The organism is Devosia rhizoryzae (assembly GCF_016698665.1).
In the GTDB taxonomy this organism is placed as follows: domain Bacteria; phylum Pseudomonadota; class Alphaproteobacteria; order Rhizobiales; family Devosiaceae; genus Devosia; species Devosia rhizoryzae.
This window is the reverse complement of sequence record NZ_CP068046.1, coordinates 3091051-3107583: the sequence shown is the minus strand read 5'-3', so window position 1 is coordinate 3107583 and position 16533 is coordinate 3091051. Positions and strand designations below refer to the sequence as shown.

The 16533-nt window shown below is 57.7% G+C and carries 12 protein-coding genes; 4 read left to right on the top strand and 8 right to left on the bottom strand.

The window, feature by feature from the left end; genetic code table 11:
- Window positions 1-40 precede the first annotated feature (40 nt).
- A complete protein-coding gene (locus JI748_RS15170) occupies window positions 41-385 on the bottom strand; it encodes a helix-turn-helix domain-containing protein (RefSeq protein WP_201632515.1) in 345 nt (114 codons plus the stop codon).
- A gap of 100 nt (window positions 386-485) precedes the next feature.
- Between JI748_RS15170 and JI748_RS15165 the strand changes: the two genes are divergently transcribed.
- Entirely contained in the window at window positions 486-1241 is a 756-nt protein-coding gene (locus tag JI748_RS15165; protein WP_201632512.1) for a hypothetical protein, read from the top strand.
- A 390-nt stretch (window positions 1242-1631) separates the two neighbouring features.
- On the opposite strand, the gene JI748_RS15160 is transcribed toward JI748_RS15165, so the two are convergent.
- The 3 genes from JI748_RS15160 to JI748_RS15150 form a co-directional block, all read right to left on the bottom strand.
- A complete protein-coding gene (locus JI748_RS15160; protein ID WP_201632509.1) occupies window positions 1632-2555 on the bottom strand; it encodes a DUF4238 domain-containing protein in 924 nt (307 codons plus the stop codon).
- Between the two features lie 314 nt (window positions 2556-2869).
- Window positions 2870-6493, bottom strand: a complete 3624-nt coding sequence (locus JI748_RS15155) for a DEAD/DEAH box helicase (protein ID WP_201632507.1) — start codon at window positions 6491-6493, stop codon at window positions 2870-2872.
- A complete protein-coding gene (locus JI748_RS15150) occupies window positions 6486-6860 on the bottom strand; it encodes a hypothetical protein (protein ID WP_201632504.1) in 375 nt (124 codons plus the stop codon). Before JI748_RS15150 ends, JI748_RS15155 begins: the two co-directional genes overlap by 8 nt.
- Window positions 6861-7057: 197 nt before the next feature.
- Between JI748_RS15150 and JI748_RS15145 the strand changes: the two genes are divergently transcribed.
- Entirely contained in the window at window positions 7058-10153 is a 3096-nt protein-coding gene (locus tag JI748_RS15145) for a DEAD/DEAH box helicase (RefSeq protein ID WP_201632501.1), read from the top strand.
- A 529-nt stretch (window positions 10154-10682) separates the two neighbouring features.
- On the opposite strand, the gene JI748_RS15140 is transcribed toward JI748_RS15145, so the two are convergent.
- Together JI748_RS15140 and JI748_RS15135 are read right to left on the bottom strand one after the other, a co-directional pair.
- Window positions 10683-11639 (bottom strand): tyrosine-type recombinase/integrase, encoded by a 957-nt coding sequence (locus JI748_RS15140; RefSeq protein ID WP_201632499.1) that lies wholly within the window; start codon window positions 11637-11639, stop codon window positions 10683-10685.
- Between the two features lie 600 nt (window positions 11640-12239).
- Window positions 12240-12959 carry a hypothetical protein gene (locus tag JI748_RS15135; protein ID WP_233280550.1) on the bottom strand — a complete coding sequence of 240 codons (720 nt, stop codon included), beginning with the start codon at window positions 12957-12959 and terminating at the stop codon, window positions 12240-12242.
- A gap of 47 nt (window positions 12960-13006) precedes the next feature.
- On the opposite strand from JI748_RS15135, the gene JI748_RS15130 reads away from it, so the two are divergent.
- The gene (locus JI748_RS15130; protein WP_233280549.1) at window positions 13007-13765 is read left to right on the top strand and encodes a LysR family transcriptional regulator substrate-binding protein; all 759 of its coding nucleotides are present in this window, start codon (window positions 13007-13009) and stop codon (window positions 13763-13765) included.
- Between the two features lie 494 nt (window positions 13766-14259).
- Here JI748_RS15130 and JI748_RS15125 read toward each other — a convergent pair whose 3' ends face one another.
- Together JI748_RS15125 and JI748_RS15120 are read right to left on the bottom strand one after the other, a co-directional pair.
- Complete coding sequence (locus JI748_RS15125; protein WP_201632496.1) at window positions 14260-14709, bottom strand: universal stress protein; 450 nt, start codon at window positions 14707-14709, stop codon at window positions 14260-14262.
- 33 nt (window positions 14710-14742) lie between these two features.
- Window positions 14743-15279, bottom strand: coding sequence for a DUF305 domain-containing protein (locus JI748_RS15120; protein ID WP_210338810.1), 537 nt, complete (start codon window positions 15277-15279; stop codon window positions 14743-14745).
- Between the two features lie 67 nt (window positions 15280-15346).
- Between JI748_RS15120 and JI748_RS15115 the strand changes: the two genes are divergently transcribed.
- Window positions 15347-16528, top strand: a complete 1182-nt coding sequence (locus JI748_RS15115; protein ID WP_233280548.1) for a hypothetical protein — start codon at window positions 15347-15349, stop codon at window positions 16526-16528.
- Window positions 16529-16533: the final 5 nt, after the last annotated feature.

Here is a 16533-nt window from a genome sequence, read left to right as displayed (position 1 = left end):
ACGCGAAATAAGTAATACTAATGAAACATTGCGTTGGGGCTTAGCTGCCCTTTGCAAGTTTCTCCGCAAATTCTACCAGAGCTTGTGAATGCGATTGCGGCAGTCTCTTCAGGAGAACGGCCAGTCGCTCCGACATCAATGACGCCCCAGGTGCAGATCCTTGTGGCTTCCAACCGATCAACTCATTGGGCGAGATCGAAAGCGCTTCACACAGCCCCACCAACACCTCGAAAGTGGGAAGGTTCTTACCTTGTTCCAGCTTGCTGATCGTCACAACTGATAGCCTAGCCCGATCCGCAAGCTCAGCTTGGGTCCAACCGAACTTTTCCTCGCGAAAGCCTTTTAGCCGGTCCTTGAAATGCTCGATCGTTTTGGAGTTTACCATCCGCCATCGATGGCCCAACTACAGAAACTGACAAATGCCACGTAATACCATTTAATTATCGCACTGATACCTTTATACCATCGTGGATATGGAGGGTTCAGTGCGACATTTCCTTGCAGCTCTTGTGTTTTCTTTATTGGTCCCGCAGGCATTCGCAAGCGACCCGGAGGATTTGGTTGACTGCGACCAAGCTGAAAGTCGGTTCGAAATAGTATTGTGTTCGAACCAAGGGGCGTTCGACCTTATAAACCACGTTCATCAGACTATCTTTTTTGGGCCAGTTGGACCCGACCTGGAAGCCATCAAGCAAGATTGGGGGACGTGGATCAGGGAGGTCGAGCAGGGATGCATGCAGTCTCAGGACACACGTTTTGCTAGCGGATGCCTCTACGATGCCGGGGCTAGCCCTTCCGCCCAAAACTTTATCGCTAGAGTTGACGCTCTTTATCCGCATGGCAGCGATACAGAAGGTTCGGACGAATGCGACGGCTGCGACTTCGCGGAAAAAGATAGGCCTTTCGAGGTCGCTGTCGACACCAAGATGGCAGCGATTTCAGAAGAGCAGCTAACTGAGATCTACACAGGCTACCTCCTTGTCTCGCTATGCGCCGAGTACGGATCGCAATTCGATGCTAAAGATGTTGAGGCGATGGAATTAGCGTCCAAACAAGCTGAAGCAGCAATGAGCCAACAGCAGCGAGAAACGGCGTGGTCCTCGGCGAGTTCACAAGCGGACAGCGCCCGAGTCGTGTTTCAGATCAGTTTTGCTCAGGGTACTGAGATGTGCGACGGAGCTAGGCTATTTGTTGGTGGCATAATCAACGAGCACCGACAGGCAACGCCGAAGCCTTTCTGAGTCGGGGAAGCGCCCCACTCCGGCCGTGCGGATTGCGTTCAAAATTTCCTGGAAGCTGCTGTTTGGCGATATCGGCTCCGCACGCTAAGAGCCGTCAACCTGCGTTAAAACGTGCCGCTGTGATTTCGAGATTTCACTTTCACGGTTTAGGCTGCGAGTAGGTGGAGAAGCTAGTGATCTCGTTCCACGATCAAGATTTTGCGGGCCGAGCCTGCGGGGCGTATCGCCGCCTACACAATTGAGGGAAGCGGCGGCGACCAAACAACTTCATTCCCAGACGTTTCAACTATACCCGGGATACGCTATCGAGCGCAGGCCCCAGCGAAACTTCTCAGCCCTACTTTCACCTGGACTTGAGCGTAGGCCGCGGGATTGCGCAAGCAGAATGGCTCACATCGGCGATCGAGCAGCAGGCAACCAGGCTGGATCGAACCCGTCTCGCCAGGAAACCAGCCACCTGTCGGCGTTGAAGTGGGTGCGCCTGTTCAGCGCGGTGACGGTGGACTCGTCCGCTTTCAAGTAGCTGATTTGAGGAAAGCCGGCAGCCCCGCGACGATGCAGCATTACCACGTGCCTCGGCGTGAGGGGTAAGGTGACTTCGATGCCCGGATCTGTCAGCTGTCGTTTGCGGGTCAAAAAGTGCTCTTTCGACACCGTTGGGTCGAACCATGATATCGGGCTGTCGGAAGTGATGAACCTAGGTTCTTCGGTGCAAAAGATAGTCAGTTTCATGTCGCGTAGGGCTGGAAGCGCCTCTTGCATAGCCCCGGGCAGAAGGTACCGCATCGGCGACTCTATCGCCGCCCAAAGCGCACTAAGGTCAGTGTAACCGCGCCCTTGGGGAACGCGCGGCTCGTCGCCGCCCTGCCCGCCCGTACTCGGAGCCGACCAGGCTTTGGTCCCCTCCGCCTCGGCCGACTCCAGCATCTCGCGCCAGAGTCCTCGCTGTATTTCCCGACTTTGCGGCGTTCTACCGTGCATCGCCGCCACGAAAGCTAGTAGTTGCTCCACCCGATCCTGGGGGATCTGCAGAAAACCGACGACGTATTCCTTGATCAGTTTCGGCAGTCCGTTTTCTATCGCTGCGAGCGCATGCTCCAGCCGAAGGTCTCGCGCTCCGTCCAAGTTGCGGATGGTGTAGATGTCGCTTTCCGTGAACAGGTTGGACGGCGCTCGTCTCCTGCCGGCGCTGCCGTACTGCTGGAATATCCAGACATATGGTTCCATGTGCGCCGGCGTCATCGGATCACACCATGCGGATAGATAGCTTCGCGGGATGAAGTGTTGCGCCTTGTGTGTTCCGGACTTGGTCATGACTTCAGTCTACGTGCCCAATATTGCAGATAGAAGCGGTGGAATTAGGATCGACAAGCCGATTGGTCGGCCATGCGCCCCATTCCTGCCACTAGATGACCTTTGGGGCATTCCCGAAAGCGGCCATCGCCGTTCGCCTAATGATCGACGTCCCTGGGGGTCGGAATTGGTCCGTCCGAAAACGAGCTGCCAACCTCAGCTTGACGCCAAAACAGCCATTGGGCTGCGCCACGCAACCAAGGGGGTTGCGAAACCTGTTATTGCCGCTGTCACAGCAATGTTGCTGTCTGCGCCGACGAGAGGTGCTGGCCTTCTTAGAAGATGCGACGAACGCGCGCGCCGTCATGCGTCGTTAGGTCATAGTCGTGACGATACGGTCGCGGCTCTACAAAGTCCTGCGGATCGGTAGTCACCGCAAGTTCGTAACCAGCGGCATCGAGCCATACAACTTGACCACCAGCACGGATGATTGGAAGCACGGCGTATCGCCCCGCGGCACCAGCAGTGCCAGTGAGATCGGCGCTCACGTGACGTGGCGCCCTTTCGCCTTCAGCCGGAGGACGCCTGCTATTCGCCCATGCTAGATAGTTGTTGGGATCGATCAGCTCTTCCCCCGTCGCTGCTTCAAGACCGGGCTGCTGATGCAGCCACTCGATGAACACCGGGCGCAGGGTTTCAGCTTCGTCTCGTGACCTTGCCATGCCAGTTGACAGTGCGAAAGCGACGAGTGGCTCCAGTGTTCCCCAGCGAAGTAGCTCTTTGGCCCAGAACGCAAACCACGGGAGCGCCGCGACGTCCTTCCATGTCGCAAGAGTAGGTGCTTGAAACGGATCCTCGCTTTTCTCGGTCCAGCGTCTGGCCACGACAGCACCGATCGCAACACCAAGACGGAACTCTAGGTTGTCCGCTACAAATATCTGCCAGTCTCGCAGATCGTTGGGTTCGGGGCGCGGTGCGCCCGGTACGGCCATCCACCACGAAAGAACACCCGTCCAGTTATCGAACAGGTTCCGAGACGTGACGGTGTCGCGCACGAGATATCCAAAGCCAGGATCATCTGCCACTTCGCGCCCCAGTCCGCGGAAGATTGCTAGTCGCTGAGCGGACGGAAGATCTCCATACGCATCAGCATCTTCTAGAAGTTCGAGCAGCGTGTTGGCGACACCCTCAAATCGACGCCCAATCTGAGGTGTGAACCCGTAGCTGTAGAGGCGCTGCCGTTCTGGCGCGTCCGGGTAAATGTTTTCAACGACACCCACACCGCGGCGGATGAAGGCGCGTTCCATCCAGTCTTGGTAGCCACTTGCTACCAGCGCAAAGGTCCGTTGCCATATCCCGCCCAAGAGCGTTTCCACCTGGGCCGGCGTGATAGTTGCGCCGGCTACCGCGCGGACTTCCTCAACGGCAGCGAGGACGACGCCGTCAAGTTCATCGAGCGTGTCGGCGAGTCGTGCGCGTTCGTTATCTTGCGAGGTACCCACATCGACAGAAACAGTGGTTGGCGCCGTTTTTTCAAGCCAGTCAAGAAATTCCTCCTCACCATTAAGACCGTCCAGTCGAGATGCCGCTTCATAAATTGTCTGAAGGAGAAGCGAGAGCGGACTATTATGCCCGCCGCCACTAGCTGCATCAGCAACAAGTCGCTGTATCAAATCGTCATACTCAGCTCTGCGCGCTGTCATCTGCTGAGTCTGAAGGCGGCGTGAGCCTGCCGCTGTCGATGAAATACCGAGCGGCAGTGCAACCAGCGTCATGCCTTCCATAGCCTTGGCGGCACCTGGACGACCAGCACGGCCGGAGAGGTTTCTGAACTCCGAAGCCGGGAGCGGTATTTCCTCCTGTCGAGGTCTTGGCCGTTTGATTAAACGTGTCCGCTTCAAGAGGGGCAGGAATATAATGTCGAACGGCAGGTTAACGCCTTCTGTCAGGGTGGCGGTTGCGACCGTGATCCGGCAGATCGAGCGTTCGATCAGTGCCACCATCATACGGCGGAGCCGCTGAGGCATCTGACCATGATTTGTTGCAATGCCGCGATCGAGCAAGCGGACCTCGTGAGATTCCGAGCCACAGTAATCCACACAGACTAGGCGCGCTTCTGCGAACAGAGCGGCATCCTGCTCGTTCTGTGGGGCCACAAAACCGGGCGCATCTTGCCAGCCCTTTAGCGTGAGCGCCTCAGCGAACCAGCGGATCGTTTCTTCGGGCTTCTGCTGCAGTGAGACCAGAATCCGCCGATCGTGGTCCACCAGATGCAGTGCGTTCCAGAGAATAGCGTTCTGTGTGTGATGGTTGAGACTGTTGCGGATACGTGCAGGAGCGTCCGGCATGCGTGGGATGCGCAAGTTGATGAACAGGCTTTCATCGCGACCACGCACCGCCAGCAGGCGATCGTTCAGCATATCTAGAGTGATGCGCGGGCTGCCGGTCGGACGGATTTCAAAGGCACCAACGGCCTGCCGCGTACTACGATAGTAGCTCCCCACCGGCTCAGCCTCTTCGTCTGACTGTATCCATTGCGATACAGGACCAGCAGCTCCGCCCGCCACCGCAGTTAACGCGATGCGGACGACGTCAGGCTTGCGCGCGAGAATCCGCGAGACAAGCGTTTCGAGACGAAGCGCGCGGCTGGAATGGCCAGCGAGGCTCTCGCGATCACGTTCGTTTCCTTCTACCACTACTTGGTGCGCTTCATCGACGATGAGCAGCCTCAGGCGCGCTAGCAGGAGTGGCCCGAGGTATCGAAGGAGAGCATCAGCTTTTTCTACAGTTGCGATCAGCACTGTCGGTGTATCGGTCGTGAGCCATGCATCGGTAATCCCCCAGTCCGAACCACCATAAAGACCGGTAACGACAAACTCCCGACCAAGCTCACCGGTGAGTTTGGCCTCGACTTCACTTGCAAGGGCGCGGGATGGAACCAGATAGAGAGCGAGGGGGGAGAGCAGCCCATCGGCTGGCGCCATCAGCAGCAGCTCCTTCACGATCGCGAGATTGGCGATCAGTGTCTTGCCGGAGCCCGTTGGCGTGCATAGAGCAAACGAAGACTCGTTCAGCAGCCGGTCCATTCCTTGCTGCTGCGATGACCAGAGCAAGCCGCGACCGCGATCATACTGTTTGCGGGCGAAGCGTTCCAAGTAGCCGCTGCTTGCGGGCCTGAGAGCACCGAGGGCGCGCATCGAGCTGTACGCACTAGATGTTCCGTACCGTTCACATGCCGCACGCAGAAAGAATGCTAGAAGTGCGACATCATCCGGCGCAGCTCGAACCAGAAAGCGTTCAACGCGCTTCAGATGATCAAGGGCGCTTGCAAAACGGGAGTCATCGCCGCGACGCAGGGAATACGTCGCAAGTCCCAGGCAACGCACCAGTTCGACGGTAGCAAGCCAGGTCAAGTCCTCTGCTTCGGCATCGGCGAAGAACTTGGCTCCGGCATCGCGCGTAGTGAGATCGGGATGCGCGCTCCAAAATGCAGCGCATTTTTCGAGGACTGCATCGAAGTCTGCCGCGAGAAACGTTGCGAACAGCTGCAAACCTGCATCCCTATGAGTAATCTGGCGCAGCAGCCCACTCGACATCGCTGGAAGCCCGCCAAGTTGATAGGCACCTGCGGCGAACAACGCCAGTGGCACAGTCGTGCGCAGTTCATCTTCTGCCCGTACAAGCCACTCGAACAGTTCGCCCGCACGGCGGTAGGCGAGAATTGCTTCTGAAGCGCCATCATCACCGACGGTCGCAAGAATCCCGGCTGCGTGAACGAGACGTATTGCCTGCGAGAGTGTTTCGCTGGATTCTCCCTCTGCCCATTGAAGCTGATCAACATCCCACGTTTTCTGTATCGAGCGCACGAAAGAGCGAGCCTGAATTGGCGTCAGAACCTGATCTTCGCCAAAGATCGCGCGAATTTGGCGGGCTAGCGCAAGGCGACCTTCGTCACTCATCGTTGTCTTTTTCGCCCGCAGGCCAGAGACCCACGTAGAGAGCGTCGATCAGTTGTTCTCCATCATTGATAATCACTTCGACCACCTGTAGATCGCGACCTGCAGTATACTCTGCGGGCATTTCCTCCCAGGGAATGAGAACATCGCCTGCGCCGCGTGCGACAGGGCCGTCGCCTACCAACAGGATGAGATCGGTGCGCTCAACTGGCTGCGGATTTTGTATCAGCATGATCCGGTCGAGGGACTCGATCACCTTGTCAAAGTCGTCCTTGGCGCATTCGATCAATATCTGCTGAAGCTGCTTGAGACCGATGGGCGCATCAAGAGAACGATTAATTTCGAACCAGACACCTTTGCCGTCACGCACGGTCTTCCCGTCAGCGCCCTTGTAGGCCTTCTTGGTTTCGGGGTGCGGATGCACCTAGTTCCAGCCGCAACGTCGCTCTGGATGCAAACGCAAAGGGCTACTTCGGCGATCTTACCGATCGACCGAGCATCGCCCTCGTGCGGCGAGGCCTAAAGCCGCCATCCGATTACGATCACATCGTTCGCATCGACGAAGTCGTGCCAAACTCAACCGTTCAAGAGGTTCTGTCACGGGCCTCGGTGCGCTGGCAAAAGCCCGCTCCCTTGGAGCCGGCAAAGATATCCATCGAAGTTTTCCCGGAACTGCACAATGCCATCCGAGCGACTTGGGACGATGCTCTTTCCTTGAGGGAAGAGGAATACGAAGGCGATCGTCGCGTCGTGCTGGGCTTTCGGCCGCCCCAGATCGGTGCCATCCATGCAATCAAGGCCCATTGGGTTGTCTCCGACGCCCCATCGACGCTCGTGATGCCTACCGGGACTGGTAAGACGGAAACCATGCTCGGTATCTTCGTGTCGGCGGATATCGACAAGCTTCTCGTGATAGTCCCCTCAGACCAGTTGCGGGCTCAGATCAGTGAGAAGTTCGTCACCCTAGGGGTGCTGAAGAGATACGGGCTGTTGAAGGACACGGCACTATATCCCCTTGTCGCCACGCTCAAGAAAGCACCCACTTCCCTCGAAGAAATTGACGCGATCTTCGGCCGCGCACAGGTCGTCGTTGCTACGATGCAGTCCGTCTCCCGACTGCCCTCCGAGCTGAAGGACCGCATAGCTTCGCATGTCACACATCTCTTCGTGGACGAAGCTCACCACATAGGGGCGGCGACTTGGAAAGCCTTCAAAACTCACTTCGTGCGGCAGAAGCGCCTGATCCTTCAGTTCACCGCCACGCCGTATCGCAACGACAACAAACGCGTAGATGGGAAATTCATCTTTATCTACCCGCTACGCAGGGCACGCGAGCAGCACCTGTTCCGTCCCGTCCACTATTTCCCAGTATTGGAGTCTGATCCTGCCCAAGCCGATCTGTCGATCATCCGAAAGGTGGGCGAGGCGCTCGATCGGGACCTGTCGAAGGGTTTGGACCATCTCGCCATGGCCCGCACTAGCACCATCGACAGAGCGCAGGCACTTCTGGCGCTTTACAAAAAACATCTGCCACGGCATGCGGCGGAGCTGGTCCACAGCAAGATGCCTGTCAGCCAACGCGAGGACGCCGTACGAAGGCTGCGGAACGGGGGCTTCCGCATCATCGTTTGCGTTGACATGCTCGGGGAAGGGTTCGACCTTCCTCGTCTCAAGATTGCAGGTCTCCATGATCGACATCGCAGCGAGGCGGTCACCCTGCAGTTCATCGGCCGGTTCACGCGCGCGGAAGCAGGGCTCGGCGATGCCACTGTGGTGGCAGGGGTGTCGCTAGAGGACCCGAAGGAATGGCTCAACGCGCTCTACAAGGAGGACGCCGACTGGAACGCTCTTCTGGAAACCGGGAGCGAAAGCCGTATCGAGCATCAGCGGCGGCGTGAAGAGCTCTACACCGGTCTCGATGCGGATTTCGAAGTCATTCCCGTTGAAACCGTCACGCCCAAGCTGAGCACATACGTCTTCAGAACCAATTGCGACCGTTGGGACCCCGGGGCACTGGAACGGATCGAGACTTCTTCCGTCGGACTGGTCGAGGGCCCTGTAGTCAATGACGAACTGAGACTTGTGATGGCTGTCACCCGTCACGAGGACGGACTCCGCTGGACCCGCATCAAGGAACCGACCAACGTCATCTACAACCTGGTGATGGCGCACTGGGACCAAGAGAAAGAATTGCTCTATGTGCAGAGCTATCCGGAAGACGGCCTCGCTGTCGCTGTCGCCCGACTTCTATGCGGCAGCGAGGTCGAGCTCTTGCAGGGCGAGGCCGTCTTCCGCGTGCTTCATGGTTTCAGGCGGGTAATGCTGACCAATTTGGGAGTCAAGGAAACGCAGGTGAAGCCGATCCGCTTTCAGTTGTCGACGGGCATCGACATAACCGAGCAACTCGAGCTCACCGTCGAGAACAGATCAAGGATCAAGACCAATCTCTTCGGTACCGGATATGTCGACGAACCCGTCTTCGCCGGCGACGACATCGATGAACTCCAGGCGGGAAAGAGAAGCATCGGCTGTTCCACGAAAGGAAAAATCTGGTCTCAAGAAGGCACCGTCTCGCCCGACGACTGGATCCGGTGGTGCCAGTCAATAGGACCCAAGATCGCCGATGAATCGATCAACACCGACATGGTGCTGCGGAACGTGCTTCGCCCCAAACGTCAGCACGATTTTCCGGCCGGGAAGATCCCCATATCCATCGACTGGCCCGAGGGCCTCTCCGTATCGGACGAGGATCGCACCGACATCTCCTTCGGCGAGCATTCCATCCCGTTATCGGAATGCGATCTTGAGATCTCGGCGTTCGAGACAGGCGGCCCCGTGCGGTTCCGGCTCCATGGCACCGGGTCGTCAGCGGAGTTCGAGGCCGACATTCGAGATGGCGTCGCAACTTTCCGCCGCCGCACCGGTACAGTGGTGACCATCACGCGGGGAAAGCGCAAACGGGATATTCTCGAGCTCTTTCGCGAAGACCCTCCGGCGATACGCTTCACAGACGGCGACATGCTGATCGAAGCCGATCTCGCGGCCGCGCCGGGGGACGAGCAGCCACTTTTCGATCTAACAAAGATGCGCGGCGTCAGTTGGGATGGCGTCGACATCACACAAGAGTCGCAGGGTCCGTCGAGAAGAGCCGGAACCGTGCAACACTCTACCATTTCCGAGTTGCTGCGCTTCGAACCTTCGTACGATCTTATCTTCGATGGCGATGCTTCAGGGGAGGTGGCGGACGTAGTTGCCATTCGAAGACAAGGACGTTTCCTGGACGTGGAGTTATACCATTGCAAGTTTTCGTCGGAGGAGACACCCGGCGCACGTGTCGCCGACCTCTATGAGATTTGCGGCCAGGCCATGAAGGCTGTTCGATGGGCCGATCCGCGGAGCAAGTTCTTGCAGAGACTTCGTCGACAAGAGGAGAACAGGCAGAAGGCGGGTCTTCAAACTCGATTCATAGTTGGAGATCGTTCGATGCTCGACGAGTGGTTGACCAACCGGCGAGATCTCGTACCACGTTTCAATATGACACTGGTCCAACCAGGCTATTCGAAGGCAAAGGCCAACATTGAACATCTACCAATCCTTGGATCGGTGCAGGCCTATCTTCATCAGACGTACAATATCGGCCTAAGCCTATGGGGTAGCCCTTAGGATAATGGTTGCTCGATCTGGCCAATATTGGGCTCAAGCTTCACCGGAATTGATGTCATCCATTTTCGTGTGGTCACGCTTACCGGAGATGGCAGGTTTCTGCCCTCAACGAAGCGTCCGCACGATGGCCTGGCAGATGGCTGCTTTGGTTTCGCGGAGAGCAAGAGCAGACAGTCGGCTACCGGCCCCAACTGAGCCGTTGGCGCGCCCCGGACCGAATGGCTGCTTTCCATTGTGCGGTCACCGAGAGCGGACAGGCCGTTTCCGGCCCCTAAATAGACACGCCTATTGACGCTTAGAACATATCCTAACTAGCAGTCGTGCAACTCCAGTCGCCTTCTGAGGCTGACCATTCAACATCATTTGCAGCCTTTCGATTTCGAGCAGCGTTTCGGCCACCTCAGCCACTTGCCCGTTCCTCGCCACTTTGATCAAAGATAAAATGTAGCTGTCATATTCGTTCGTATACCCTCCCCTGGCTACCGAACCTAGCGGGTCCCAATGGTAGGCCAAAAGTCTAGAGATGAGGTCATTCATAACGAATACGCTCTACTTCGGCTTGTACGATCGCATCCCCTCGTCGATCATAAAGCTGAGTAGTTCTAATTGAAGAGTGGCCCGCCATCTTTGCAGCCAGCTCGAGTGTGCCGCGGTTGGCGAGGTAGGTAGTTATCCCTGTTGCACGGAAGGAGTGGCACGACACTTTACCTTCGATACCCGCAATCGCTGCCTGCTTCTTAATGCGCTTGTCAGCGTTCGCCGACAGCAAGCGCGCTTCAGTGTACCCGAAGCCACTTCGATCCACGCTGCGGAACAGGTAGGCAGTCTCATCCGCTTTGCTAGCATCCAGATACTCCTGCAACATTAGCTCTAGCTCATGATGGCAGGGCATCTCGTGCGACTTGCCGCCCTTCTCCAGAACTCTCACCCACATACGAGTTTGACGGAAGAGAACGTCAGACCGCCTCATAGCTAAAGCCGCGCCAATACGAACGAAGGTGTAAAGCATAAGGCCTATCAAGGCCCGGTCACGCATGCCGATCTTTGTGCTTACGTCGATGGAGTTTAGCAGCTCTCTTGCTTGAGAAGCGGTCAGCACTGGCGTCTTGCCCACCGAATATGAATACCTGGGGCTACGTACAGACTTCGCTGGATTGGCAGCTAGAACGTGCCTGACCACCAGCCAGTCGAACAGCATCGTGATAGCCGTCAGTTTGAGCTTCACGGAAGGAATTGAGTATCGGGTCTTCAGCGTTTGAACCCAAGCAGCCACGTGCACTGGGCGGAGCTCCGCAAGAAGGGTAACTTCATGTAGCTCAGCGAAGGCGAAGAATTCCCTCGCGGCTCGAAAATAGGATGCACGCGTATTGTCGTTGGTAATGTTAGTTGCGAAGAACTCCAGAATTTGCTGATGAGCCCATTGACCGCTGTTGGCTACAATCAACAAGCCAGGGGGCGTTTCAACACCGACGATATTTAGGTCCATATGATACCAGCAAGTCAGATTTCTGGTATAATATAACGTACTTTATATATCGCCGTATCGTCGAAAGCTGCTCTCCATCAATGCCTATTCGAGGTCTAAAATGGGGTGGCAAGCTGCCCGACCGCTTCTGGGCGCCCAAGCCGGGAAAGTGGCCGTTCAGCAGGCTACTGTACTTCGACCGCAATGCGCCCCCTTTCTGGCCGTTCGACTGCCGCTTGCGGCGTCCCGAAAGCCGACATTGCTCACGGCGTAGCCAAGCGCAAGCCGATTACTTCGGCGTATGTTCGAATCCCACCCGGTCCGCCACTTTGGTAAAAACCGGGAACGCCGATTCCAGCCGACTTCCCTCCTTTGGTGGCTACCGACGTCCTCAATAGGGTGTTTTTTGCTGACCTTGATGTAGATCGCGTCGTCCGCGAACTCGGCGTGTTGGGCGAAGGCGCGGACATGTTCCCGCCGATAGCCGCCCTTTCCAAGCCGGAGGCGAGTGCAAGCTTCGCTTGCCAGTTCCGACACGGCCGCTTTGGCGTGAATCTAAATTCAAACAGCAAAGCGCCCGATGGGTTGCACCGGGCACTTCTTTCTCAAGTCACCTCGAGATTACTTGGTAGCGAGGATTTCGAAATTGTGGACGTTTGCCACCACACCGTCGTCCCATCCACCTGAGATCAATTCTGAAGCCTTTTCATTCAGGAGTCCGGCGACTTGTCCGGCAAAGTGCGCTTCGCGGCCAGAGTTGTCGGCAAAGATGTCGAAGATGGCAAAGTTGGTCTCGTCAATCTGCAGCGCCGCCCAGAACAATGTCTTGGGTTCAGTTTCTGCGACGATGGGGCCGGCGGCGGTCAGCAAGGCTACCAATTCGGGGCCTTTACCTGGAGCAGCTTTGAGCTTGATGTAAGTTGCGGTCGTTGCCGTGGAGAGATCAACCGGCGCCTTGACCGACAGGACATCGGAGTTGTTGATATTCGCGACAACACCGTCGTCCCATCCGCCGTCGACCAGCGCGTCGGCGTTTTGGTTCAAAGCCGCCGCAACCGCTCCTGAGAAGTGAGCGTCGCGTGCTTCTTCGTCTGCGAAGATGTCAAAGATTGCGAGCGTGTCATCGGCTTGCAGAGCAAACCAAAGGACGGTGCCCGGCTCTGTGTCCCGCACGATCGCTGCGGCACCAGCCAGAAACTCCGCGAAAGCTCCGGTCTGGCCTTCGGCGGCCGGCATGGCAATGTAGCTGGCAGTATGATTTTCCATTGGGTTGTCCTGTGCAGTTGCAGAAGTTGTGATCAGCGCCAGTGCGGCGACTGTCTGAAGGATTTGCGTTCTCATGGTCGTCTCCTGATTTGAAGTGCTTCAGGTTTGGTTTCGATGCACTTTTGAAACTTGAAGACGAGCTTGGAGGTGACCTATTTGTCAGGGACCGTGCGGGATGCAGGCTGACGACGCTGGGAAAACTCATGCAGCCAAGATTGCAGAAGGCTCATGACGAGACGAGACAGGCGAAGGCGGTCCGTCATATGCGCTTGGAGCGGGTGCCAATCTCTGTCGGTGTCGGAGAAACGATTGGCCACAACAGGATTTCGGCAGCTATGGAGCGTACTCGTACGCGATTGCCGCAAGCCGAAATAGAATTGATCGTTGCGTCAACCTCCGAGCTTCTTGCCGGGTTACGAGATGGTGAATTTGACGTTGTAGTCACCGCAGAGAAGGTCAGTGAAGACCTCTATCGTATAGACCATCTCTATGAAGAGGACTATAAGGTCGTGGTGTCAAAGTCGCATCCGTTGTCTGAACTAAGTGCAATCTCTCTTTCGACTCTTGCTAAAACTGACATGCTTGACCGCCTAAATTGCGAAATGCGGGATGTTTTGCATGGGACCTGCGCGGATCATGGTCACGAACTCTACGCGGCCTATCGGTCAAATCGCGTGGATTGGTTAGTTGAACTTGCTCGGCAAGGGTCAGGTGCGGTGATCCTGCCAGCCACCGCTATTCCTTCGGACATGGGCCTGGTGTCGAAACCCATCGATGGTCTTGAAATATCAAGAACTGTTGTGGCCCTTCGATATCGGCACCAAACGACGAGACCAGAGACAAATGATCTGATCCGTGAGATGACGCGCACGCTGGCGTAGTGAGGTCGGTAATCGACATTCGCCCCTCGTGCAGCATTCGTCACTTTGGGCTCAGACCAGACTTTCGCGGCATCACGCTCGAACGTCCGTTCTACTTTTCTTCGAGATCTCGCCAGCAATCCGCCACTTAGCGCTGGAGAAATTGCGCCAGATAGCGGTGAAGGTCACAGCGAACCACACCCATTGTGTGCGGTGATAGTCGTCGGTGACGAGGCCGTACTCTTCAAGAAGCCACCGCGCCGCGTGAGGCGACCTTTGGCACGGGTAACAGTGGGTGGGTTCTTTTCAATCTTGAGGAGCCGCTTGATTTCCCTGATGACCTCTTCAGCAGACGCAGACCACCACTCTAGGGTGACTTTCTGCCAGTCCGTTTTGGCGTAATCTGTGCGAGCGGACGTAGCGCCCGCGCGACACAAAGAGCCGTTCCGCCGTCAGGTCGCGATCTATCAGCATCCCCTGCTGTGCGGAGTGCGGAAGGCGCGTCGACCGCATGCCTATTTCACGATGAGCACCGGCACCTTGGATGCCGCCAACACCGCCGCCGCCTGACTTCCAAGTATGAGCCGCTGAAGCCCGCTCCGCCCGTGTGAGCCCATCACGACCAGGTCGCATCCAAGCTTTTCTGCCGTCTCGAGAATGGCATCGGATGCGCGCATCCCGGGGACGTAGGCATCGTTCATCTCGATACCAGCGGCGACCGCCTTGGCACGGGCGGCCTTTAGTATGCCGGAGGCCTCCGCAGAGTAGGCCACCTCCAGTTTGTCGATCAGGGACTTGGCGTCGATCGTCCCGAAGCCGCCGGTACCGAGACCGGTCTCGATCGGATCCGTGGAAGTGACGACCGTCACCCTGGAGCCGTTCGGCTTCGCCATTTGAAGGCCCAGGTCCAAAGCCTTCCCGGCAAGGTCCGATCCGTCGAAAGCGATCATGATGTGTGCGAACATTGCTGCCTGTCCTTTCTTCGAGGGTATGGATGATTACTCGGTCCGACCGGCGCCGGCACCTGCAGCTTCCCGGGTCAGCCACGCCTGCATCTCGGCGATCTCCACCTGCTGGGTGGTAATGATCTCCTGCGCGAACATCCTGATCCAAGGATCGTCGCTGAACTGCTGGGCGACCTGCGCCATCTCGATCGCTCCCTGATGGTGCGGGATCATCGAACAGACGAACGCCGTCTGGAAGTCTTCCGCTGTCATGCCGCGCATCATATCGGAGTGCATCGGCTCCATGGTCTGCAGCAGGGCGGCATGGCCCTCGTCCGCGGAAGTCGCCATCATGTCGATGTGCTCCTGCATGGAGGCTTCGCCGTGGTCGGCATGCGCGTCGCCGCAGATGTCCGGAAGCGGCAGGGCCGCCGCGACGTTGGCGGGCTGGTCGCGCACCACCAGCGCGCCGACGAATGCCGCGGCGAGTACGGCTGCCGCAGCCCAACTCAGGTAGTTCATCTCTTCGGTCCTTCCTTCACTTCGGCAACCTTGCACCAACGAAAAGGATTTGCGCTTGATCCAGATCAAACATGCATCGGCAGTGCATGTTTAAGTGTCCACACCTGCAGGGATGCAGCAACAGATGGAGCTTAAAGTGACTCTCGATAGAAGTGGTACGCAGGGAACGGGATGGGGACGGCTTGGCCGGCTTGCTGTCGGTGCCCCCATCGTTTCCACGGTGGCGGCCCTCCTCGCCGCGACGCCGGCGCATGCACACGTGAAGTGGTTCGCGCCATATGTTGTCGGCGCGGCGCCGGCACCGATCTCCGAGACCTTGGCCAACGGCTGGTTCTGGATGGGCATCGTGCTGGTACTCGTCTTTTTCGCGGTGACCGTCGTGGTGGAACGCAGCCCGGCAGGCACGACGATCGGTACAGTGCTGGATCGCTTCACGAGTCCCCTGTGGCTCCGCTCGGACGACTTCATGAGGGCCATCATCGGCGCCTTCTTTGTTGCCATCTTCGCGGTCGGCGGCGTATATCTCACGCCGGACCTGCAGACGCCCAACGAATGGGTATCGTGGCTCCAGCTGCTGATCGCCCTACTGGTGTTCTCGCGTAAGACCATGCCGCTGGCCGCCGCCGGCATCATCGGGCTTTGGGTCATCGCGCTACGCGACTACGACTTCTTCCACCTGCTCGACTACCTGGCGCTGGGCGTGGGCGTGGCCGGCTACTTGGCGTTGGCAGCCTTCCCCGAGAGCAAGTACTACCAATACCGCTTCGCGGTGCTCCGCTGGGGCGTGGCCATTGCCCTTATGTGGTCGAGTCTCGAGAAGTTCGCCTATGCGGAGTGGTTCCACCCGCTGGTGGAAGAGCGTCCGTTCCTGACCTTCGGCATGCCGCGTGACACCTTCATCCCGATGGCAGGCGTCGCCGAGTTCACCATGGGCTTCGGTCTCCTCTGGACGGCACTCATCCGCCGGCTGTCGGCGATCGCGCTGATCATCATTTTCACGGCCGCCGTCTATCCCTTCGGCCGCATCGACCTCGTCGGCCACGCGCTGATCATGGGCACGCTGTTCCTGATCGCCGCCGATCCGACCCCGTCGGGCCTCAAGCTCAAGGGCCTGGTGCCGGCCATCGGCAGCGTTCCTGCAGGCCTACTCGCCGCTCTGGTGATCATCGCCGGCAGCTACTGGACCCTGCACGGCGCTTTCTACGACTACGTAGCCGCCCAGCCCGTCGTCACCGCGCCCGACGGCGAACTGCTGACGCATATGCCGAACGCGGAGCATCCGCACGGCATGGCCGTCCCCGAGATCACCGCGCAGTAGTCAGG

Coding starts and splice junctions, on each gene's coding strand:
- JI748_RS15170 (WP_201632515.1), bottom strand. CDS start 385: ATGGTAAACTCCAAAACGATCGAGCATTTCAAGGACCGGCTAAAAGGC.
- JI748_RS15160 (WP_201632509.1), bottom strand. CDS start 2,555: ATGACCAAGTCCGGAACACACAAGGCGCAACACTTCATCCCGCGAAGC.
- JI748_RS15155 (WP_201632507.1), bottom strand. CDS start 6,493: ATGAGTGACGAAGGTCGCCTTGCGCTAGCCCGCCAAATTCGCGCGATC.
- JI748_RS15140 (WP_201632499.1), bottom strand. CDS start 11,639: ATGGACCTAAATATCGTCGGTGTTGAAACGCCCCCTGGCTTGTTGATT.
- JI748_RS15135 (WP_233280550.1), bottom strand. CDS start 12,959: ATGAGAACGCAAATCCTTCAGACAGTCGCCGCACTGGCGCTGATCACA.
- JI748_RS15125 (WP_201632496.1), bottom strand. CDS start 14,709: ATGTTCGCACACATCATGATCGCTTTCGACGGATCGGACCTTGCCGGG.